The 21,540-nt window shown below is 71.9% G+C and carries 16 protein-coding genes; 12 read left to right on the top strand and 4 right to left on the bottom strand.

What is annotated here, in order from left to right:
• The first annotated feature begins 102 nt into the window (after positions 1–102).
• Both J2X60_RS15690 and J2X60_RS15695 read left to right on the top strand, forming a co-directional pair.
• Complete coding sequence (locus J2X60_RS15690) at positions 103–1,482, top strand: hemolysin family protein (protein ID WP_309888801.1); 1,380 nt, start codon at positions 103–105, stop codon at positions 1,480–1,482.
• Positions 1,479–2,516, top strand: coding sequence for a hemolysin family protein (locus tag J2X60_RS15695; RefSeq protein WP_309888804.1), 1,038 nt, complete (start codon positions 1,479–1,481; stop codon positions 2,514–2,516). The genes J2X60_RS15690 and J2X60_RS15695 overlap by 4 nt, the downstream gene beginning before the upstream one ends.
• A gap of 191 nt (positions 2,517–2,707) precedes the next feature.
• Here J2X60_RS15695 and J2X60_RS15700 read toward each other — a convergent pair whose 3' ends face one another.
• Positions 2,708–4,147 carry a GuaB1 family IMP dehydrogenase-related protein gene (locus tag J2X60_RS15700; protein ID WP_309888806.1) on the bottom strand — a complete coding sequence of 480 codons (1,440 nt, stop codon included), beginning with the start codon at positions 4,145–4,147 and terminating at the stop codon, positions 2,708–2,710.
• 212 nt (positions 4,148–4,359) lie between these two features.
• Here J2X60_RS15700 and J2X60_RS15705 point away from each other — a divergent pair, with 212 nt between their 5' ends.
• On the top strand, positions 4,360–8,109 hold the full coding sequence (locus J2X60_RS15705; RefSeq protein WP_309888808.1) for a multifunctional oxoglutarate decarboxylase/oxoglutarate dehydrogenase thiamine pyrophosphate-binding subunit/dihydrolipoyllysine-residue succinyltransferase subunit: 3,750 nt from the start codon (positions 4,360–4,362) through the stop codon (positions 8,107–8,109).
• Between the two features lie 19 nt (positions 8,110–8,128).
• On the opposite strand, the gene J2X60_RS15710 is transcribed toward J2X60_RS15705, so the two are convergent.
• The 3 genes from J2X60_RS15710 to J2X60_RS15720 all read right to left on the bottom strand — a co-directional run bounded on the left by J2X60_RS15710 (position 8,129) and on the right by J2X60_RS15720 (position 9,675).
• On the bottom strand, positions 8,129–8,569 hold the full coding sequence (locus J2X60_RS15710) for a GNAT family N-acetyltransferase (protein WP_309888810.1): 441 nt from the start codon (positions 8,567–8,569) through the stop codon (positions 8,129–8,131).
• 66 nt (positions 8,570–8,635) lie between these two features.
• On the bottom strand, positions 8,636–8,878 hold the full coding sequence (locus J2X60_RS15715; RefSeq protein ID WP_070416370.1) for a zf-HC2 domain-containing protein: 243 nt from the start codon (positions 8,876–8,878) through the stop codon (positions 8,636–8,638).
• Positions 8,875–9,675: a sigma-70 family RNA polymerase sigma factor gene (locus tag J2X60_RS15720; protein WP_309888812.1), complete on the bottom strand. Its 801-nt coding sequence runs from the start codon at positions 9,673–9,675 to the stop codon at positions 8,875–8,877. The genes J2X60_RS15715 and J2X60_RS15720 overlap by 4 nt, the downstream gene beginning before the upstream one ends.
• Positions 9,676–9,801: 126 nt before the next feature.
• On the opposite strand from J2X60_RS15720, the gene aroA reads away from it, so the two are divergent.
• The 9 genes from aroA (at position 9,802) to J2X60_RS15765 (ending at position 21,516) form a co-directional block, all read left to right on the top strand.
• The gene (aroA, locus tag J2X60_RS15725; RefSeq protein WP_309888814.1) at positions 9,802–11,163 is read left to right on the top strand and encodes a 3-phosphoshikimate 1-carboxyvinyltransferase; all 1,362 of its coding nucleotides are present in this window, start codon (positions 9,802–9,804) and stop codon (positions 11,161–11,163) included.
• A gap of 4 nt (positions 11,164–11,167) precedes the next feature.
• Positions 11,168–12,214, top strand: coding sequence for a ribosome small subunit-dependent GTPase A (rsgA, locus tag J2X60_RS15730; RefSeq protein WP_070416372.1), 1,047 nt, complete (start codon positions 11,168–11,170; stop codon positions 12,212–12,214).
• 86 nt (positions 12,215–12,300) lie between these two features.
• A complete protein-coding gene (locus J2X60_RS15735) occupies positions 12,301–13,497 on the top strand; it encodes a hypothetical protein (RefSeq protein ID WP_309888816.1) in 1,197 nt (398 codons plus the stop codon).
• A 20-nt stretch (positions 13,498–13,517) separates the two neighbouring features.
• Positions 13,518–14,300 (top strand): inositol monophosphatase family protein, encoded by a 783-nt coding sequence (locus tag J2X60_RS15740; protein ID WP_309888819.1) that lies wholly within the window; start codon positions 13,518–13,520, stop codon positions 14,298–14,300.
• A gap of 663 nt (positions 14,301–14,963) precedes the next feature.
• Positions 14,964–17,660, top strand: coding sequence for a LuxR C-terminal-related transcriptional regulator (locus J2X60_RS15745; protein WP_309888820.1), 2,697 nt, complete (start codon positions 14,964–14,966; stop codon positions 17,658–17,660).
• Between the two features lie 424 nt (positions 17,661–18,084).
• Positions 18,085–19,899, top strand: a complete 1,815-nt coding sequence (glmS, locus tag J2X60_RS15750; RefSeq protein WP_309888822.1) for a glutamine--fructose-6-phosphate transaminase (isomerizing) — start codon at positions 18,085–18,087, stop codon at positions 19,897–19,899.
• Positions 19,900–19,928: 29 nt separating this feature from the next.
• Positions 19,929–20,063: a hypothetical protein gene (locus tag J2X60_RS15755; protein WP_309888824.1), complete on the top strand. Its 135-nt coding sequence runs from the start codon at positions 19,929–19,931 to the stop codon at positions 20,061–20,063.
• A complete protein-coding gene (locus tag J2X60_RS15760; RefSeq protein WP_309888826.1) occupies positions 20,060–20,773 on the top strand; it encodes a M50 family metallopeptidase in 714 nt (237 codons plus the stop codon). The genes J2X60_RS15755 and J2X60_RS15760 overlap by 4 nt, the downstream gene beginning before the upstream one ends.
• 209 nt (positions 20,774–20,982) lie before the next feature.
• Positions 20,983–21,516, top strand: a complete 534-nt coding sequence (locus tag J2X60_RS15765; protein ID WP_309888829.1) for an NUDIX domain-containing protein — start codon at positions 20,983–20,985, stop codon at positions 21,514–21,516.
• Positions 21,517–21,540: the final 24 nt, after the last annotated feature.

Genomic DNA, 21,540 nt, shown 5'->3' on the forward strand with positions numbered 1-21,540 from the left:
CGATTGCCTCACTGTGGACGATCCCCCGAACAGTTCTTCGCCTCACTCATCCGCCGCTCACTCGGTGAGCTGCACTGCCTCGCGCCCTGCGGGAGGTGAATCATGAGTCCGATCGACATCGTCATGCTGATCGGCGGCATCCTGCTGACACTCGGCACCGGTGTCTTCGTCGCGTCCGAGTTCGCGCTGGTCAACCTCGACCGCGCCGACGTCGAGGCCCGACGAGACCGCGGTGAGACCGGCCTCGTACCCGTCATCGGTGCGTTGAAGGTCACCTCGACGCACCTCTCCAGCGCGCAGCTCGGCATCACGCTGACGACCCTGCTGACCGGCTACCTGCTCGAGCCGTCGATCGCCAAGCTGCTCGAAGCGCCGTTCCTCGCGATGCGGCTGCCCGAAGCGATCGTCGAGACCGTCGGCTCGATCGTGGCGCTCGTCATCGCGACCTTGTTGTCGATGATCCTCGGTGAGCTCGTGCCGAAGAACTTCGCGCTCGCGCTCCCCCTGCAGACCGCGAAGCTCGTCGTGCCGCTGCAGATCGCGTTCACCACGGTGTTCAAGCCGGCCGTCGCGGTGCTGAACGGCACCGCCAACGCCGTGCTCCGGGCGATGGGCATCGAGCCGCAAGAGGAACTGTCCGGTGCGCGCAGCGCCGAGGAGCTCACCTCGCTGCTGCGTCGGTCCGCGTCCGAGGGTTCCCTCGAGCAGGACACCGCGACGCTGCTCGAACGGACGATCTCGTTCTCCGAACTGAGCGCCAGCGACGTGATGACCCCGCGCCCCCGGCTCTCCACGATCCGCGTGTCCGAGTCCGCCGACGACGTCATCGCGCTCGCCCGGAAGACCGGGTTCAGCCGCTTCCCCGTCATCGAGGAGGACGCGGACGACGTCGTCGGCATCGTGCACGTGAAGCAGGCCGTCGCCGTGCCCCGCGAGAAGCGCCCCGAGGTCCCCGTCGGCGCCCTCATGACCGACGCCGAGCGCGTCCCCGAGACCATGCCCGGCGACACGCTGCTCGCCGAGGTCCGCGGTCGCGGCTACCAGATGGTGATCGTCGTGGACGAGTACGGCGGCACCGCGGGGGTCGTGACGCTCGAGGACCTCATCGAGGAGATCGTCGGCGAGGTGTCCGACGAGCACGACCGTGCACGGATCGACGTCGTCCGGTCGCGCAACTGGCTGACGTTCCCGGGGCTCCTCCGCCCGGACGAGCTCGAGGACCGCGCCGGTGTGAAGGTCCCCGAGGACGGCCCGTACGAGACCGTCGGCGGGTTCATCATGTCGACCCTCGGGCGGCTCCCGGCCGTCGGTGACGAGGTACCGCTCGAGGACGGCGTGTTCCGCGTCGAACGCCTCGACGGGCGCCGCATCGACCGGATCCGCTGGACGCCCACACCGCCGGAGACCCCGGCGACCGGCATCATCATCCCGGCCACGAAGGCCACGGCCTCGAAGGCCTCTGCGAAGGGCGGCACCCGATGAGCTCCGACTGGTGGGGCATCTTCTGGCTCGTCGTCCTCCTGATGGGCAACGCCTACTTCGTCGCGGCCGAGTTCGCCGTCATCTCCGCACGCCGCTCCCAGATCGAGCCGCGCGCAGAAGAGGGCTCGCGCGCCGCACAGATGACGCTCTGGGCGATGGAGCACGCCACCCGCATGCTCGCCACCACCCAGCTCGGCATCACGGTGTGCTCGCTGCTCATCCTCAACGTCTCCGAGCCGGCGATCCACCACCTGCTCGAGGTCCCGCTGCACCTCACCGGCTGGAGCGTCGAGGTCATCGGCGTCGTGGCGTTCGTGTTCACGCTGCTGCTCGTGTCGTTCCTGCACGTGGTGTTCGGCGAGATGGTCCCGAAGAACATCTCGTTCTCGATGCCCGACCGTGCGGCGCTCCTCCTCGTGCCGACGCTCTGGTACATCGGCCACGCCCTGCACTGGGTCGTCGTCGGCCTGAACGAGGTCGCGAACGCCGTGCTCCGGCTCTTCCGGGTCGAGCCGAAGGACGAGGCCGTGAGCGCGTTCACCGTCGAGGAGGTCCAGACCATCGTCGAGCAGTCCCGCCGCGAGGGCACCCTCACCGACGACGGCAAGCTCGCCCTGGCGTTCGAGTTCACCGAGAAGAAGGTCAAGGACGTCGCCGTGCCGATGGCCGAGCTCGTCACCCTTCCCGAGGACGCCACCCCGGGTGATGTCGAGCGGGCCGTGGCCCAGCGCGGGTTCTCGCGGTACGTGCTCGTGGCCGAGGACGGCTCCCCCACGGGGTACGTGCACGTGAAGGACGTCATCGACCTCCGACCGGACGAGTACGACGACCCGGTGCCGCCGAAGCGGATCCGGCAGCTCATCTCGCTGTACACGGAGATGGACCTCGAGGACGCCCTCGCGACCATGCGCGCCGCCGGTCGGCACGTGGCGCGGGCGTTCGACGCCGAGGGCCGGACGCTCGGTGTGCTCTTCCTCGAGGACATCCTCGAGGAGCTCGTCGGCACCGTCGAGGACGCGACCCGACGGCGGTAGACGCGCGCACCGGCAGACGGGAGGCGCGGTGCCAGCCGGCACCGCGCCTCCCGTCCGTCCGTGGTCGCCACCCGAGACTCGGCTGGGCGGACAGTTTCGCGGCCTGTGTGCCACGAAACTGTCCGCGGCGCCGAGTCTCGCCGCCCCCGCGCGCGGCGCGTCGGCGCCGCCGCCTGCGCCGCGGCGCTGCGCTACCAGCTGACGGGGAGCGGCTTGCCCTCCTCGTAGCCGGCGGCCGACTGGATGCCGACGAGCGCCCGCTCGGAGAACTCCGCGAGGGACGACGCCCCCGCGTACGTCGCCGAGCTGCGGACACCGGTGGTGATCATGTCGAGCAGGTCCTCGACGCTCGGCCGCTCCGGGTCGAGGTAGATCGTCGACGACGAGATCCCCTCGGCGAAGAGCGCCTTCCGGGCCCGCTCGTAGGGGTCGAGGCGCTCGAAGCGCTCCCGGACGGCCTTGGCACTGGCCATGCCCCAGCTCTCCTTGTACGCCTTGCCCGCGACGTCGCGACGGAGGACTCCGGGCGCCTCGAGCGTGCCCGCGAACCACGAGCCGATCATCACGGCGGACGCGCCGGCGGCGAGGGCGAGCGCCACGTCGCGCGGGTACCGGACGCCGCCGTCGGCCCACACGTGCGCGCCGAGCGACCGGGCCGCGGCGGCGGTCTCGAGCACGGCGGAGAACTGCGGGCGACCGACGGCGGTCATCATGCGCGTGGTGCACATGGCGCCGGGTCCGACGCCGACCTTGATGATGGTCGCGCCGGCCTCGACGAGGTGGGCGACCGCGTCGGCGGTGACGACGTTGCCCGCGACGAGCGGGATGTCGAGGCCGAGGGCGGCGACGGTGCGGAGGGCGCGGAGCATGCCCTCCTGGTGTCCGTGCGCGGTGTCGAGGACGAGCACGTCGACGCCGGCGGCCGCGAGGGCCTGTGCCTTCGCGGCGACGTCGCCGTTGATGCCGATCGCAGCGGCGACCCGCAGGCGTCCGGACGCGTCGACGGCGGGCCGGTAGATGTCGGAGCGGATCGCGCTGGTCTGGCTGACCGTGCCGACGACCTTGCCGTGCCGCATGACGGGCGCGAAGTCGACCTCGGCCGCGGTCAGCACGTCGTACACGTGCCGGGGCGTACCGGCGTCCTCGGCGTCGATCGCGGTGGAGGCGCCGTGCAGCAGGTCGCCGAGCGTGGCGTCGGGACCCGCGTCGCCGAGGCGCCCGGCGGGGACGCAGCCGAGGTACTCGCCGGCGGCGTCGCGGACGACCACGCCCCGTCCCGCGACGGGCAGGAGCTGCTCGAGGGCCTCGGCGACCGTGGTGTGCGCGCCCATGTCGTAGGCGGTGTCGAAGTCGACCGGCTGGTCCTTGACCCAGCGGATCGCGGCGTCGAGGTCCTGCAGGTGCATGTCCTGCGGCAGGACGCCGAGGCCGCCGCGCCGGGCGAGCGTCGCGGCGAGGCGCGGTCCGGTGACCGAGTTCATGTTGGCGCTGACGATCGGGATGGTCGCACCCGACCCGTCGTTCGCCGAGAGGTCCACGTCGAACCGGCTCGTCACCGCCGACCGGCTGGGGACGAGGAAGACGTCGGAGTAGGTCAGGTCGTGTGTCGGCCGCGTCTCGTAGAACCTCATGGGCCCCACTGTACGGCTCCGCAGGGTGGCCGGTCTGGGCGGCTCGGCACGCCTCCGGTGCGACACGCGCGACACCCGGTCGGGAGGCGCGACCCGCCTCCGCCTGACACCGAACGGTCATCTGCGAGCGGCTAGGCTTGGGACCTGTGCGAGGCAGGGTTGCCACGCACGACACACACGAGCATCTATCGACGGAGAGTGGGCGATCGGCTGTGTCGAGCCATCTGACCGGAACGGACGAGACCGCGGGCGAATTCGGGGCGAACGAGTGGCTCGTCGACGAGCTCTACGAGCAGTTCGTCGCCGACAAGGAGTCCGTCGACAAGTCCTGGTGGCCGGTCCTCGAGAGCTACCACCGCACCCAGGGCGGCGACGCGTCCGCACCGGCTCCGTCCCCCTCCGCCCCCGCTGCTCCGGCCGCCTCGGAGCAGCAGCAGTCCACGACCCAGCAGCCCGCGACCGGTGACGCCCCCGGCGAGGCGAAGTCCGGGCCGATCCAGGCGAAGACCACGTCGCGCCAGCCCACGCCGCAGCCGATCCCGGCCGAGGCCAACGACGAGGCCGACGACCACGAGGAGACCCACGAGGACGTGGCGACCCCGCTCCGGGGCATGGCGAAGACGCTCGCCTCGAACATGGACGCCTCGCTCACGGTCCCGACCGCGACGAGCGTGCGGACGATCCCGGCGAAGCTGATGATCGACAACCGCATCGTCGTGAACAACCACCTGCGCCGGGCCCGCGGCGGCAAGATCTCGTTCACGCACCTCATCGGGTGGGCGATGGTGCAGGCACTCAAGGACTTCCCGAGTCAGAACGTCTTCTACGAGGAGCGCGACGGCAAGCCCTTCGTGGTGGCTCCCGCGCACGTCAACCTCGGCATCGCGATCGACGTCCCGAAGAAGGACGGCTCGCGCTCCCTGCTCGTCCCGAGCATCAAGCGCGCCGAGACCCTCACGTTCGGCCAGTTCCTCTCCGCCTACGAGGACCTCGTCAAGCGTGCCCGTGACAACAAGCTCACGCCGGCCGACTTCCAGGGCACGACGATCTCGCTGACGAACCCGGGCGGCATCGGCACGGTCCACTCGGTGCCGCGCCTGACGAAGGGGCAGGGTGCCATCATCGGCGCCGGTGCCCTCGAGTACCCGGCGCAGTTCCAGGGCTCGGCGGCGAAGACCCTCGTCGAGCTCGGCATCGGCAAGACCATCACGCTCACGAGCACCTACGACCACCGCGTCATCCAGGGCGCCGGGTCGGGCGAGTACCTCAAGAAGGTGCACGAGCGGCTCATCGGCGAGCACGGCTTCTACGAGGGCATCTTCGCGGCGCTCCGGATCCCCTACAAGCCGATCCAGTGGGCGAACGACATCAACGTCGACCTCGCGCACCGGGTGAACAAGACGGCACGCGTGCAGGAGCTCATCAACAGCTTCCGTGTCCGCGGGCACCTCATGGCGGACATCGACCCGCTCGAGTACCGGCAGCGCACCCACCCCGACCTCGAGATCGAGAGCCACGGGCTGACCTTCTGGGACCTCGACCGCGAGTTCGTCACCGGCGGCCTCGCCGGCACGACGAACGCCCCGCTGCGCGACGTGCTCGGGATCCTCCGCGACGCCTACTGCCGCACGGTGGGCATCGAGTACATGCACATCCAGGACCCGGAACAGCGTCGCTGGGTGCAGGCCCACATCGAGGTCCCGTACTCGAAGCCGTCGAAGGACGACCAGCTCCGCGTCCTCGGCAAGCTCAACGAGGCCGAGGCGTTCGAGACCTTCCTGCAGACGAAGTACGTCGGCCAGAAGCGCTTCTCGCTCGAGGGCGGCGAGTCCACCATCGCGTTCCTCGACTCGCTCATCCAGCGCGCGGCGACCGCCGGCCTCGAAGAAGTCGCGATCGGCATGGCCCACCGCGGCCGGCTCAACGTGCTGACGAACATCGCCGGCAAGACCTACGGCCAGATCTTCCGCGAGTTCGAGGGGTCGTCGCTCCCCGGCGCCGTCTCCGGCCAGGGTTCGGGCGACGTGAAGTACCACGTCGGCACCGAGGGCGTGTTCCGCGCCAGCGACGGCACCGCCATCCCGGTGACGATCGCCGCGAACCCGTCCCACCTCGAGGCCGTCGACAGCGTGCTCGAGGGCATCGTCCGCGCGAAGCAGGACCGGCAGGCCCCCGGCACGTTCGGCGTCCTGCCCGTGCTGGTCCACGGCGACGCCGCGATGGCCGGTCAGGGCGTCGTGGTCGAGACCCTGCAGATGTCGCAGCTGCGCGGCTACCGCACCGGCGGCACCGTGCACCTCGTGATCAACAACCAGGTCGGGTTCACCACCCCGCCGGAGTCGGCCCGCAGCTCGGTGTACTCCACCGACGTGGCGAAGACGATCCAGGCGCCGATCTTCCACGTGAACGGGGACGACCCCGAGGCCGTCGCCCGCGTCGCCGAGCTCGCCTTCGCCTACCGGCAGGAGTTCCACCGCGACGTCGTCATCGACCTCATCTGCTACCGCCGCCGCGGACACAACGAGGGCGACGACCCGTCGATGACGCAGCCGCTCATGTACAACCTCATCGAGGCGAAGCGCTCCGTCCGCACCCTCTACACCGAGGCCCTCGTCGGCCGCGGCGACATCACGCAAGAGGAGTACGACGAGGCGCACCGCGACTTCCAGGACCGCCTGGAACGCGCCTTCGCCGAGACGCATGAGGCACAGACCGGCACGATCCCGGTCATCACGGTCGACGATGACGGCGCCGTGCAGGGCCTCGAACGACCGGCAGCGCAGCGCGACGACTCCGAGGTCGAGGTGCACGAGACAGCCGTGTCCGCGGAACTCGTCCGGGCCATCGGCGACGCGCACAGCAACCCGCCCGCGGGCTTCCAAGTGCACCCGAAGCTCCAGCAGCTCCTGTCCAAGCGCACCGACATGACCCGCAACGGCGGCGTCGACTGGGCGATGGCGGAGCTCATGGCCATCGGGTCGATCCTCGTCGAGGGCAAGCCGGTCCGGCTCGCCGGGCAGGACGCCCGCCGTGGCACCTTCGTACAGCGCCAGGCCGTCTTCCACGACCGGGTGAACGGCCAGGAGTGGCTGCCGCTCGCGAACCTCACCGAGGACCAGGCCCGCCTGTACATCTACGACTCGCTGCTCAGCGAGTACGCGGCGATGGCGTTCGAGTACGGGTACTCGGTCGAGCGTCCCGAGGCCCTCGTCCTGTGGGAGGCGCAGTTCGGCGACTTCGCGAACGGCGCCCAGACCGTCATCGACGAGTTCATCTCCTCCGCCGAGCAGAAGTGGGGACAGCGCTCGGGCCTCGTGCTCCTGCTCCCCCACGGCTACGAGGGCCAGGGACCGGACCACTCGTCGGCGCGCATCGAGCGGTACCTGCAGCTCTGCGCCGAGGACAACATGGTCGTGGCCCGGCCGTCGACCCCGGCGTCGTACTTCCACCTGCTGCGACGTCAGGCGTGGGAGCGGCCGCAGAAGCCGCTCATCGTGTTCTCCCCGAAGGCGATGCTGCGTCTCCGCCAGGCGACGAGCCCGGTGGACGCGTTCACGAGCGGCACCTTCTCCGAGGTCCTCGACGACGACCGCGTGACCGACAAGTCGGCGGTGCGCCGGGTGGTCCTGCACTCCGGCAAGGTGCACCACGACCTGCGCGCCGAGCTCGACAAGCGCGGCGCCACCGACGTCGCCCTCGTCCGGCTCGAGCAGCTCGCCCCGCTCCCCCTCGAGCAGATCCTCCAGGTGCTCGCGGGCTACCCGGGCGCCGACGTCGTGTGGGCGCAGGAAGAGCCGGAGAACCAGGGCGCCTGGCCGTTCGTGTGCATGAACCTGTCGCCGCACCTCGACGGTCGGCCGCTGTCGGTCGCCGCGCGTCCTGCGAGTGCCGCGCCGGCCACGGGGTCGTCGAAGCGCTCCGCACAGGAAGCGACCGACGTCATCACGCGAGCGCTGGGCTGACGCCCGACGCCGGGGTGCGCTACGCGATCTTCGTGTAGCGCACCCCGGCGTCGTGGTACCCGCGCTTCTGGTAGAACCGGTGCGCGCTGTCCGTGGCCGCAGCACTGACGGCGCTGAGGCGACGCGCGCCCTGCTCGACCGCCCATGCTTCGAACGTGCCGATGAGCGCCGAACCGGTGCCGAGCCTCCTGGCCGACTCGTCGACCACCATCAGCAGCAGCTGCGCCGTCGGCTCGTCGCTCGCGTACGCCCACGTGACCTGCGCGCCGGCGACCGCGATCGCACGACCGTCGTCGTCCCGCACCACCCAGGTGCGGTGTCCGGCCTCGGGCGTGAGCCGCTCGAGGCGGGCGCGCATGGGGGCGTCGTCGACCTCGTGGCCGAGCAGTCGGACGAGGGCGGCGACGTCGGCGACGTCCGTGTCGGACCAGGTGGTGATCGACTCGACGGAGAGGGTCATGCCCGCGACACTACCGACAGCCCCGTGCGTGTGACGACGGCTGCCGGGACGTTCCCGCCGGGACGTTCAGTGGGTGGCCTGCTCCAGGCGGATGCGGGCGAGGATCTCGGTGCGGAGTTCCTCGGGTGCCGTCTCCTTGCACGCACGACGGACCGTCTCGATGAGGACGACGCCGACGCGGTGCTCGGTCGTGCAGTCCTCGCAGTCGTCCATGTGCTCACGGATGTCTGCCGCGTCCTCGCGGCAGAGCTCCCCGTGCAGGAACTCCTCGAGCTCGGCCTTTGCCTTCGAGCAGTCGCAGCCGCTCATCGCGCTTCCTTCCCTTCGACGCGGCTCGACGCCGCGGCAACCTTCCGGCCTCGTCCGCGCATCGTCGCCGTCGACGCTGCGTCCGGGACGATGCCGGTCTCACGTGCGTGGTCGGCCAGGAGCCCGCGGAGGAGCCGGCGGCCACGGTGGAGGCGGCTCATGACCGTCCCCACGGGGGTCTTCATGATGTCGGCGATCTCCTGGTAGGAGAACCCCTCGACATCGGCGAAGTAGACGGCCATCCGGAAGTCCTCCGGGATGGCCTGCAGCGCGTCCTTCACGGCGGAGGACGGCAGGTGGTCGATGGCGTCGGCCTCGGCGGAGCGCGCCGAGATCGACTGCGTCACGCTCTCCGCGCCGCCGAGCTGCCAGTCCTCGAGCTCGTCGATCGTGCCCTGGTACGGGTTGCGCTGGTTCTTGCGGTACGTGTTGATGAACGTGTTCGTGAGGATGCGGTACAGCCAGGCCTTGAGGTTCGTGCCCTGCTTGAACTGGCGGAACGCGGCGAAGGCCTTGACGAAGGTCTCCTGCACGAGGTCGGACGCGTCGGCCGGGTTGCGGGTCATCCGCATCGCGGCACCGTAGAGCTGGTCCATGAAGGGCAGCGCCTGGTCCTCGAAGAGGGAACGGAGCTCGGCCTCGGAGACGGTCTTCGCGTCGACGACGTCGACCGCGCCGGCCTCGTCGTCGCTGGCCTCGTCCTCGCGCAGAGCTGCTTCTCCGGACACCGCGTCGAGCTGCGCCTCGGTCTCCTCGACCAGGTCGTGCGGTGCTGCGTGCGGTTCGTCGGTCGTCATCGCCGTCGAGTCTAGGCCGACGGTGCTCCCGAGCGTCGTCGGCACGGCGGGCAGAGTCGTCCGCGGTCGTGCAAGTGTCGCTGTCGCCACTGATCCTCCCGGTGCGTTCAGTACCCTTGTGAACCGATGGCAGTCACGACGCATTCCCAGTCCCGGACCGAGCCCTGGATCGCCCCGCACGCGCGGGGTCCGCTGCGCGGCGACGTGTCGCTGCCCGGGTCGAAGTCGCTCACCAACCGCGAACTCGTGCTCGCCGCCCTCGCCGACGGTCCGTCGACCATCCGGCTGCCGCTGCACTCGCGCGACTCGGCGCTCATGGTCGAGGCGCTCCGGCAGCTCGGCGTCGGGATCGACGAGGTCCCGCCGGCGCCCGGCGCAGCCCCGAACCCGTACGGCCCCGACCTCCGGATCACACCGGCGCCGATGCACGGCGACGTCCGGGTGGACTGCGGACTCGCCGGCACCGTGATGCGCTTCCTGCCGCCCCTCGCCGCCCTCGCGGTCGGGCCGGTCACGATCGACGGCGACCCGTACGCGCGCAAGCGGCCGATGCACGCCATCATCCAGGCGCTCGTCGACCTCGGCGTGGACGTCACCGACGACGGCGGCGGCGCGATGCCGTTCTCGTTCACCGGTACCGGCTCGGTCCGCGGCGGATCGCTCTCGATCGACGCCTCGGCCTCGTCGCAGTTCGTCTCCGGGCTCCTGCTCTCCGCCCCGCGCTTCGACGAGGGCCTGCACCTCACGCACGTCGGCGAGCGCCTGCCGAGCATGCCGCACATCGAGATGACCGTCGCCGCCCTCCGTGCCCGCGGCGTCCGGGTCGACGAGCCCGCGGTCGGCGAGTGGGTCGTGCACCCCGGACCCATCGCCGCCCGCGACGTCACCATCGAACCCGACCTGTCGAACGCCGCGCCGTTCGCCGTGGCGGCGCTCGTCGCCGGCGGCACCGTCCGCATCCGCACCTGGCCGACGGCGACGACCCAGGTGGGCGCCGACCTCGAGCGGCTCCTCCCCCTGTGGGGCGCGACCGTCACGCGGGACGGCGACGACCTCGTCTTCGACGGCGGCGTCGGAGTCCGGGGTGGCGCCTCCCTCCCGGGTCTCGAACTCGACCTCAGCCGCGGCGGCGAGCTCGCGCCGGCCCTGGTCGCGTTGGCGGTCCTGGCCGACGGCCCGTCCGCGATCACCGGGATCGGCCACCTGCGTGGGCACGAGACGGACCGTCTCGCCGCGCTCGCGTTGGACGTCAACCGTTCGGGAGGCACGGTGCACGAACTCGACGACGGCCTCCGCATCGAGCCTGCCGCGCTCCACGGCGGCGACTGGGCCGCGTACGACGACCACCGCATGGCGACGGCCGGCGCGGTCGTGGGCCTCGTCGTCGACGGCGTCGCCGTCGACGACATCGGCTCGACCGCGAAGACGCTGCCGCAGTTCCCCGAGCTGTGGGCGGCCCTGGTCGCGACCGGGGACGCGGGGGTCTGACGCGATGAGCTGGTGGGACGACGTCGACGGCGACGACTCCGACGCGGACGAGCCGTACGGGCAGTACGACGAGTCGAGCGTCCGGGTCCGGCCCAACCCGAAGGGCAACCGCCCCCGCACGAAGGTCCGTCCGACGTACGAGGACGCCCCCACGGGGTGGGTGACGAACGTCGACCGCGGGCGCTTCGGCGTGCTCGTCGGGGACCGGGTCATCACGGCCACGAAGGCCCGCGAGCTGGGGAAGAAGTCCGTCGTCACCGGCGACACGGTCCACCTCGCCGGCGACGTCTCCGGTGAACCGGGCTCCCTCGCGCGCATCGTGAAGGTCGCCGAGCGCACCACGCTGCTGCGCCGGAGCGCCGACGACACCGACGAGGTCGAGCGCGTCATCGTGGCGAACGCCGACCAGATGCTCATCGTCGTGGCCGCCGCCGACCCCGAGCCGCGCACCCGACTGATCGACCGGTACCTCGTGGCGGCGTTCGACGCCGGCCTCGACCCGATCCTCTGCATCACGAAGACCGACCTCGCCGATCCCACCGAGTTCCTCGCGCACTTCGCCTGCCTCGACCTGCGCATCGTGACGAGCCGCTCGGACGACGTGCCGTTCGACGCCCTGCACGAGGTCCTCGACGACAAGGTGACCGTGACCGTCGGGCACTCGGGCGTCGGCAAGTCGACGCTCGTGAACGCGCTGACCGGGTCCTCCCGGGCCACCGGGGTCGTCAACTCGGTGACCGGTCGGGGACGGCACACCTCGTCGTCGTCGATCGCGCTGCAGGTGCGGGACGGCGGGTGGATCATCGACACCCCGGGTGTCCGGTCGTTCGGGCTCGGACACGTCGACCCGGCGAACGTGTTCCGTGCCTTCGCCTCGCACGCCGTGCCCGTCCGCGAGCCGGCGGACGGGATCCCCCTCTCCCAGGCGCACGACTGGGAGATCGTCGACCGGGTGCAGGCCGGCGAGCTCGGGTCGACCGGGGTCGAGCGGCTCGACTCGTTCCGCGCGCTGCTGACCGGCATGGGCGCCGAGGACCCGGGCACGGAGTAGCGCGCCGCGCCGGCGTGCCTCGCGCCTCGCGCCTCGCGCAGCACCCGGGTCGACAGGTGTGCACCGACGTTGTACAGTTGCCCTTCGTGTCTGAAGTTGCAAAGTACAACTTTGCGCCGACCCCCGCCGTCGACGCCCCGTCCTCCCCCATGACGACAACGACGTCGCACGTGCACACCACCTCCCCCCACAACCACTCGCACGCCGCCCCTCGGGCCTCCAGGGCCCCGCGTCAGCCGAACGGCCCGTCGACGCTCCGTCCGCAGGGACTCGGCCGCACCCTGCTGAGCTTCGGCTCGCACATCCTCGTGCCCCTCTTCCTCGCGATCGGCATGGGTCTCGCCTACCTCGGCGCCTTCCACGCCCCGACGCCGCACGACCTCCCGGTCGGCATCGTCGGACAGGGTGCGGCGACGCAGGTGTTCGCGCAGACCGTCACGGACGAGTCGGACGGCGCACTCGTCACCCACGTCGTGTCCTCCACCGCCGAGGCCGAGCGCCAGGTCCGTGACCGCGACCTCGCTGCCGTGTACGCGCCGACCGCGACCGGGGCGACGCTCTACGTCTCGACCGCGGCGTCGGAGACCACCGCCAGCGCGGCCCAGAAGATCTTCATGCCGATCGCCTACCGGTCGCACCTGCCCTTCACGGTGCAGGACGTCGTGCCCTCCGGCGACGAGGACACCACCGGACAGGGCCTGTTCTTCCTGCTCGTCGCCCTGAGCGTCGGCGGCTACGCGTCCGCGATCGCGGTGGCCGCCTTCGCCACCCGGCTGCGACCGCTGTGGACCGCCGTCACCGGCCTCGCGACGGCCGGAGTGGTCGCGGGCATCGGCATCCTCATCGCCGGTCCGCTGTACGGCATCATCACGACGAACCGGTGGGAGATCTTCCTGTTCGCCTGGATGTACGACGCGATCATCGTCGCGCTCGGGGTCGGCCTCCACCCGCTGCTCGGTCGGTGGACGACCCCGATCCTCACGATGCTGTTCGTGATGCTGAACTTCACGTCGTCCGGTGGCATCTTCCAGCCGGCGTTCCAGCCGGGGTTCTTCGCCGGTCTCAACACGTTCTGGAGCGGCGCCGCCTGGCTCCAGGCAGCGCAGGACCTGCAGTACTTCCCGGGCGCCTCGCTCGGTCGGTCGTCGCTCGTGCTGGCACTCTGGCTCGCCGCAGCCGTGCTGCTCTGCGTCGTCGTGCACGGTCTCGTCGCCCGCCGGGCCCGCATCGCCCGCGAGCGCGAGGTCACCGCCCTCGAGGAGGAAGAGGTCGTGGCGGCGTAGCCCCCGCTACGCTGGCGACCGTGGACCTCAGCGCCGACCTGCACTTCGCCCGCTCCCTCGCCGACACCGCCGACGCGATCAGCCTCGAGCGGTTCCGTGCCGCCGACCTGCACGTGTCGAAGAAGGCCGACAGCACGCACGTCACCGACGCCGACCAGGCGGTCGAACGAGCGCTCCGCGAGCGGCTCGGTGCCGAGCGTCCCGACGACGCCTTCCTCGGCGAGGAGACCACCGCCGGCACCGGCGCCGAGGCCGTCAGCGAGGGCCACCGCCAGTGGGTGGTCGACCCCATCGACGGCACCGCGAACTACCTCCGCGGCGTCCCGGTCTGGGCCACCCTCATCGCGCTCGCGGTGGACGGGCGCCCGGTCCTCGGCGTCGTGAGCGCCCCCGCCCTGGGCAAGCGCTGGTGGGCGGCCGAGGGGCTCGGCGCGCACTCCTTCGACGGACCACTGCACGTCTCCGGCGTCGACTCCCTGGCCGAGGCCAGCCTGAGCTACAACAGCATCCAGCAGTGGGACGACGACGACCGCCTGGACGCCCTCGTGACGCTCTCCCGTCGGGTCTGGCGCACCCGGGCCTACGGCGACATGTGGTCGTACATGCTCGTGGCCGAGGGCGTCCTCGACGTTGCCGGCGAACCCGACCTCAAGCCGTGGGACATGGCGGCGCTCGTGCCGATCGTCGAGGAGGCCGGTGGCCGGTTCACCTCGCTCGACGGCGATCCCGGTCCCTGGCACGGCAGCGCCCTCGCGACGAACGGACTCGTGCACGACGCCGTGGTCGAGGTCATCCGCCGCTGACGGCCCCGAACGCCCGGCGCGTGCAACTGTTGCACGCGCCGCGGTGCGACATCGTCGACGTCGTACGACAGCGGCCTCGTCGCAGTCCCGCGCGCGCAACCGTTGCGGCCGCGCGGGAGCGACATCATCGACGTCGTACGACATCGGCGTTGTCGTTCCGAGTCGGCACGAACGCTCGACCGACGACCACCCCGCGGGTCGGCCCTGCGGCGGACACCGGCTGTACCCCGGTTTCGTACCGCGGATCGCCGGAGCCGATCCGGGAACGCCCCCCGAGGGGGGCACGTGGCCCCCCGGACTGGGGACACCGCGGGTGGACATCGGATTGCGGAGACCGGCCATCCGAGCCAGAACCTGAGTTATCTTGCTTTCAGGCGACAGGTCAGGTGCCGCTTCGGAGTCCCTAGCTCCGAACGGGATGCCAGACCGGTCGTGCTTCGTCCGAAGACCCTAACCCGAGGGGTGATACAGACGATGACTTCATCGTTCCCGAGCGGAACCGAGTGCACCCTCACTCGTCATCCGCATTCCGTTTCCGACTGCTCCGGCACGCGTTCTTCCCTGCGTGCCCCACGTCCGGCTCTGCGCGCGGTCACCCGCCGTGCCTCCGACCGGTCCCTCTCCTCCGTTGCATCCGCTTCCGGGCCCGGAGGCCGGTGAGTCATGGCACTCACCGGTCGCCGTCTCGAGGTCGACCGGATCGCGACCCTCGCTGTACTCCCTCGTGAGTCCGCGATGGTCGTCGTCGGCGACCCTGGTTCCGGACGCAGCAGCGTCCTCGACGCGGTGTCCAACCGCGTCTCCCTCCCCGTCGTACGCGTCGGAGTGAACGGGAGTGAGTCCCACTGGCCCCTGGCCGGCGTGACCTCGCTCTTCACCGCACTCGACGATCCCCGTGCGACGGCCCACATCGCGCACCTCCTCCAGGGGAGCGCACCCGTCGACCGGCAGACGCCGGGGCTGGCGGCAGCGCACGACTTCCTCGACGCCGTGCACGCCCTCACCCTGCCGCCGACGCTCGTGCTGATCGACGACCTCGACCGCATGGACGTGGAGAGCCAGGAGCTCATCGCGTTCCTCGCGTCGCGGCTCGCCGGTACGGCACTGCGCGTCGTCGCCACGGTCCGCACCGTGCCGCCGGCCGGACCGCTCGCGGCCCTGCCGACGCTCCGGATCGAACCGCTGCCCTCGGACGAAGCACTCGTGCTCGCCCGTGACATGGCTCCGGAAGACGCGAACGAGGGTGTCCTCGCCGTCCTCGCCGAGGAGACCGGTGGCAACCCCGGCGCACTGCGCGAGCAGCTCGCCGTGCTCAGTCGCGAGCAGCTGAACGGCTCCGAGCCGCTCGTGCTGCCGCTCCGACCGACCCCGACCACCGAGGCCATCGCGGCCCTGGTGCTCGGTTCCGCAGCAGGACGCGATCTGGACGTCCTGGCGCGGTTGGCCCTCGTCCCCGTGGCGAAGACCACCGGTTGGGACCGCGACGAGCTCGACGACCTGGCACACGCCGGACTCACGACCGTCAAGGGGCAGACCGTCTCGGTCCGCGATCCCCTGGTCCGTTCCGCGCTGTACTGGCGGATGCCGGCACGGGACCGTCGGGCCGCGCACACGGAACTCGCCGCGGCGAGCGCCGAGTCCGACCCGCGTGCGGCCGCGTGGCACCGCAGCTTCGTCGACGACGTCCCGGACGTGGTCGCACTGCTCCGTGCAGCCCGCTCGTACGTCGTGGACGGCAACGCCCAGGCCGCGGTCGTGCTCACCGAACGCGCCCTGCACATCGGTTCCGGGCACGAGGACGAGCACGCGGCGCTCCTCGGTGTCGCCGAGGCCCTGCTCGCGAACCGGCTGCTCGGCTTCGCCGCGCGGTACCTCGCCGCGATCCGGCCGTTCCGAGCGACCGCGGACGAGACCCGGCGGCTCCGGCTGTCGTACTCGGTGCAGTACCTCAGCGGCGACGCCGTGCACGCGGACGAGCTCCTCGTGCCGGTCGACCCCGAGAACGCCGCCGAGGCGGACGCGCTCAGCGGACTCCTCGCGATGGTCGCCTCCTTCCGGGCCGAGGCCTGGGAGCTCGACCACGCCAGGGACCTCCTCGCCCGGGCCGAGCCGCTCAAGGGGTCCGCGTCCGCGCACACCCTGGAGATCACCGGGACCGTGCACGAGCTCATCGCCGCGGTCGACGGGACCCTCCCGGCCGACACGGCCCTGCACGACGGGCTGTCCACCGCGACGCTGGTCGGCATGTCCGACCCGGCGCTGCTGCTGCTCGCCCACGCGTTGAGCATCGCCGAGCGGTACCGGAGCGCACGCCGCGTGTTCGCCCTCGTCCTCGCACGGGGACAGCAGGCCATGCCGGTCTGGACCGAGGCCGCGCGCTACCTGTCCGCCGAGAACGAGGTGCGCTCCGGGAACTTCCGGCAGGCGCTCCGCGCGATCGACGTGTGGGAAGCCGGGTCGTCGGTGGTCGAACGGCTCCGCGAGCCGTCCCGTGCCATCGCCCTGGCCTGGCGGCACTTCGCCGAGGGGCGCTCCCCCGAGGCGCTCGAGGTCATCGACCGGTGCCTCGCGCAGCGCTCCACGAACCGACTGTGGGGTGCGACCGCCAAGCTGCACGCCCTCCGCGGCCGGGTGCTGCTGCTCGACGGTCGGCTCGACGAGGCGGCGGCATCGCTCGAGGCGGCGGACGCGATCGGTCGTTCCCTGCGGAACCCGGCGCTGCTCCGGCACCTCGGCGACCTGGTGGAGGCGTACACGCGACTCGACCGGATCGACGACGCCCGGGCGATCGCCGCACGGCTGGCGGCGGACCACCACGCCCGCCCGTCGCGCTGGGGCGCCCTCGTCCTGGCACGGAGCCTCGCGCTGGTCGCGGACGACACCACCCGTGACACCGCGCGTCGCCGTGCACTGGAGCTGTTCCAGCCGCACGACTCGCAGTTCGAACGTGCTCGGACCTTCGCGGCGCTCGCTGCCGTGGGGACCCCGACGGAGCGTCCGCGCCTCGGTGCGGCCGCTGCGGCGGCGTACGAGGCGGCGGGGCTCCGGCGTCCGCTGGCCACCCCGGCCGCGACGGTCGCGATGCCGGTCTTCGGCTCGCCGACGTCGCTCCGGTCCGGGCCGGTGCTGTCCGCGCAGATGCCCGGGACGCCGCGCAGCGCGCCGGACGCCTCGGCGGTGCTCACCTCGCTCACCGCGGAGGAGCGCGCCGTCGTGCAGAAGGTGACGGAGGGGTACCGCAACCGCGAGATCGCCTCGTCGCTCTTCATGTCGCAGCGGACGGTGGAGCTGCGGCTGACGCAGATCTACCGCAAGGTGGGAGCGCGCTCGCGTTCGCACCTGGTCGCGCTGCTCACGTAGTCGAGACGCGACCCACCACCCACCACCGGACGGGAGGCGCGGTGCCAGCTGGCACCGCGCCTCCCGTTCGTCGTCGGTGCGGGCCGTGGATGCGGGTTGCGGGACTCCGCACGCCCTGTCCTCCGAACGGGGGACCGCTCGCGGTGAACCGCAAGAGCGGGCGACGACCGTTGCCGTGTCACCGACCGGCGGGTGATGCTTCTCGTGCACCGACCGCCGTGCTCCTCCGGGAGCCCGCCCGTGGTACCCCGTCCGGTACCCGAACCGTCGGCCCACGAACGCCGTCGTCCGTCCTCGCCTGATCCGAGGACGGGCGGCGGCCCGGGCCGGCGGACCGGACGCACGGCAGACCCGACGGCGGTCGGTGCCGCAAGGCCCCTCCCTCCCCCACCCGAGCTGCTCCTCCCACCCGAAGGGAAACCAGATGTGCGGCATCATCGCGGCCCGCGTCACCGACGACGCGTCCCCCTACCTGCTCGACGGACTCGAACGACTCGAGTACCGCGGGTACGACTCGGCGGGCATCGCCGTCCGGACCGCCCACGGCGGCACCGAGACCATCCGGTCCGTGTCGCGCGTCGGTGACCTGCGCACGCTCGTCGCCGCACGCTCCGGCGACGCGCTGACGGGGGTCGGGATCGGGCACACCCGGTGGGCCACGCACGGCGTCGTGCGGGAGGCGAACGCGCACCCGCACGCCGACTGCTCCGGCCGGATCAGCATCGTGCACAACGGCATCGTCGAGAACGCCGACCGGCTCCGTGCGACGCTCGAGCGCCAGGGCCACGTGTTCTCGTCGGACGTCGACTCCGAGGTCATCGCGCACCTCGTCGAGCGAGCGCTCGCGGTGGACCCGGACCTCATGCTCGCGGTGCAGATCGCGACCGCGCAGCTCGAGGGCTCGTGGGCGATCGTGGTGCTCGACGCCCGGGACGGCCGCATGGTCGTCGCCGCCGAGCGCTCCCCCCTCGTCGTCGCACGGTCCGCCCGCGGCGACTTCGTTGCGAGCGACATCGGGGCGATCGCCGAGTGGTGCGAGACCTTCGTGGCACTCCGCGACGGCGACGTCGTCGAACTCGGCGAGGCCTGGACGTGGTCGTCCTCCGGCGTCACGGTCCCCGTGCCCTTCCCGACGCCGTCCCCGTTCGCCGCGACCGCGCTCGACCTCGGCGACCACCCGGACCACATGGCGAAGGAGATCGAGGAGCAGCCCGAGGTCGTCGCCTCGATCCTCGACCGGGTCGCCCGCCGGGCCGCCGACGGCAGCATGTGGGTCGGCCTGGGGCTCCCCGGGTTCCACCGACTGGCGATCGTCGCGTGCGGCACCTCGCTCAACGCCGGGCAGGTGATCGCCACCGCGCTGCGCGGCATCGGCGGCGTGCCGACGGACATCGTCGTCGCGAGCGAGGCCGACCAGGCGGTGCTCGGCCCGGGCACGCTCGTGGTCGCCATCAGCCAGTCCGGCGAGACCGCCGACGTCCTCCGCGCGCTCGACCGCTTCGAGGACCGGCACCCGGTGCTCGCCCTCACGAACAACGTGCACTCGTCCCTGGCCCGCCGGGCGGACGCCGTGCTCGACTGCCACGCCGGCCCGGAGATCGGTGTCGCCGCGACGAAGACGTTCACCGCGCAGGTCGTCGTCGGCGTCGCCGCGGTGATCTCCGCGCTCGTCGCCTCGGGTCGGATCGACGGCGAACGCGCGGCCGCGCTCGTCGGCGAGCTCTCCGACCTCCCCGCCCGCATCGACCACGCCGCCGCGATCGCCGCCGACCGCATCCCGCTGCTCGTCTCGAGCGTCAAGGACGCGACCGGCTTCCTCTTCCTCGGCCGCGGTGCCGGGCTGCCCTACGCGGCCGAGGGCGCGCTCAAGCTCAAGGAGCTCAGCTACCGCTGGGCCGAGGCCTACCCGGCCGGCGAGCTGAAGCACGGCCCGCTCGCCCTCGTCGACGAGGGGACCCCGGTCGTCGTCATCGACCACGGCGACCACCGACTGCAGGCGAACATCGCCGAGGTCCGTGCCCGCGGCGGGTTCGTCATCACGATCGGCGGCGAGGGGTCGGACATCCCCGCACTCGGCCGTCGCATCGTCGGCGACCTCGCCTGGGGTCGCGCGACCGCACCGTGGGGTCCGCTCGAGGCCGTCGTCCCGCTGCAGATGCTCGCCCGCGAACTCGCGCTCCAGCTGGGGTGCGACGTGGACAAGCCGAGGAACCTCGCCAAGTCGGTGACGGTCGAATAGCCAGGCACACGCGCTTCAACCGCCTGACGGTGTTCCTCGCCGTCCTCACGGCGCTCGCCATCGTCGCGACGGTCATCGTGATCGCCGCGACGCTGGTGCCGTCGTTGCTCCCCCAGGGTCTTGCCGGGTTCGTCCCGGGCGGTGCTGCAATCCTGGTCCCTTGACCACCGCAGCCCCGCCCCTCGTCGTCGCCGCGCTCCTCGTGGGCGCGGTCCTGCCGTTCGTGCCGTTCGTCGGCCGGGTGGCGCGCATCGCCGCGACGATCGCGCACGAGGTCGGGCACGCCGTCGTCGTCGTGCCGTTCGGCGGACGCATCCAGCGCATCGAGCTGCACCCGGACGGCTCGGGCGAGGCCTGGGTCCAGCTCGGCCGCGTCCCCGGCGCGATCCGGTGGCTCGTGCGGATCGTCAACCTCTACGCCGGCTACAGCGCGCCGCTCTGGGCCGGCGTGCTGCTCGTGACCGGGGTGCTGCACGGGTCGAGGTGGGTGCCCGTCGTGGTCCTCGGCGTCGTCGGGCTCGTCGCGCTCGCGTTCGTGCGGAACTGGTTCGGGATCCTCGTGGTCCTCGGCTTCGACGCGCTCGCGCTCTGGGTCGCCCTGCGCCCGTCCGAGACGACCGTGCTCGTCGTCGCCGCGGTCGGTGCGTTCTTCGTCGTGGACGGGCTGCGCTCGGTGGTGCAGGTCGCCCGGTGGCTCGCGACCGGGGCCCGTGTGCAGACCGACTTCCACATCGCCGCGGCCGAGATGCGGGTGCCGGCGACGGTGTGGTTCGTGCTGTTCGTCGCCGTGAACGCCGCCGCGGTGTGGCTCGCGCGCGGTCCGCTGCTCGAGGTGTGGGCGACGGTCTCAGACGGGGTCCGCGCGCTGTTCTGACGCGTGCGGCGGTGGGCGGCGGGCCGTGGGCCGTGGGCCGTGGGCCGTGGCCGACTCGGAACGACATCGTCGCCGTCGTACGACATCGACGTCGTCGCACCCCCGCGCGCGCAACAGTTGCGCACGCGCGGCAACGACGAGCCCGCTGTCGTACGACATCGACGTCGTCGCAACCCCGCGCGCGCAACGACCGATGCGACGATGGCACGGTGCACCTCGACGACGTGACCACCGCCCTCGCCGCGACGACCGCTCCGCACCGCGACCGCTTCCTCGCGTTCGTGCGGGCCAACGGCGACGCGGCACTCCGACGCGACGGCGGCCCGGAGCACCTCACCGCGTCGTGTTTCGTGTTCTCGCCCGACCTCGGGAGCGTGCTGCTGTGCCTGCACCGCAAGGGCCGGTTCTGGGCGCAGTTCGGTGGACACCTCGAACCGGGCGACCGCGACCTCGCCGATGCCGCCCGTCGCGAGGCCCGCGAGGAGTCCGGCATCGCCGACCTCGACCTGCTCGACGCCTCCGTGGCCGACCTCGACCGGCACGACCTGCACGGGGGCTTCGCCTGCGCCGCGCACTGGGACGTCGGCTTCGTCGCCGTGGTCGATCCCGCTCGGGCGACCACCGTCAGCGACGAGAGCGACGACGTCCGGTGGTTCGCCCTCGACGCACTGCCCGAGGGCCTCGCGCCCGGGCTGCCCGCACGCCTGGCCGCGGTGGTCGCCACGGTCGCGCACCGCGACTGACACCGGACGGGAGGCGCGGGTCGG

It is taken from the genome of Curtobacterium sp. 320, assembly GCF_031455235.1.
In the GTDB taxonomy this organism is placed as follows: domain Bacteria; phylum Actinomycetota; class Actinomycetes; order Actinomycetales; family Microbacteriaceae; genus Curtobacterium.

Excerpts from the sequence above, each read along its gene's own strand:
- J2X60_RS15700 (WP_309888806.1), bottom strand. The coding sequence starts at position 4,147 with ATGAGGTTCTACGAGACGCGGCCGACACACGACCTGACCTACTCCGAC.
- aroA (WP_309888814.1), top strand. The coding sequence starts at position 9,802 with ATGGCAGTCACGACGCATTCCCAGTCCCGGACCGAGCCCTGGATCGCC.
- J2X60_RS15710 (WP_309888810.1), bottom strand. The coding sequence starts at position 8,569 with ATGACCCTCTCCGTCGAGTCGATCACCACCTGGTCCGACACGGACGTC.
- J2X60_RS15690 (WP_309888801.1), top strand. The coding sequence starts at position 103 with ATGAGTCCGATCGACATCGTCATGCTGATCGGCGGCATCCTGCTGACA.
- rsgA (WP_070416372.1), top strand. The coding sequence starts at position 11,168 with ATGAGCTGGTGGGACGACGTCGACGGCGACGACTCCGACGCGGACGAG.
- J2X60_RS15715 (WP_070416370.1), bottom strand. The coding sequence starts at position 8,878 with ATGAGCGGCTGCGACTGCTCGAAGGCAAAGGCCGAGCTCGAGGAGTTC.
- glmS (WP_309888822.1), top strand. The coding sequence starts at position 18,085 with ATGTGCGGCATCATCGCGGCCCGCGTCACCGACGACGCGTCCCCCTAC.
- J2X60_RS15720 (WP_309888812.1), bottom strand. The coding sequence starts at position 9,675 with ATGACGACCGACGAACCGCACGCAGCACCGCACGACCTGGTCGAGGAG.
- J2X60_RS15745 (WP_309888820.1), top strand. The coding sequence starts at position 14,964 with ATGGCACTCACCGGTCGCCGTCTCGAGGTCGACCGGATCGCGACCCTC.
- J2X60_RS15695 (WP_309888804.1), top strand. The coding sequence starts at position 1,479 with ATGAGCTCCGACTGGTGGGGCATCTTCTGGCTCGTCGTCCTCCTGATG.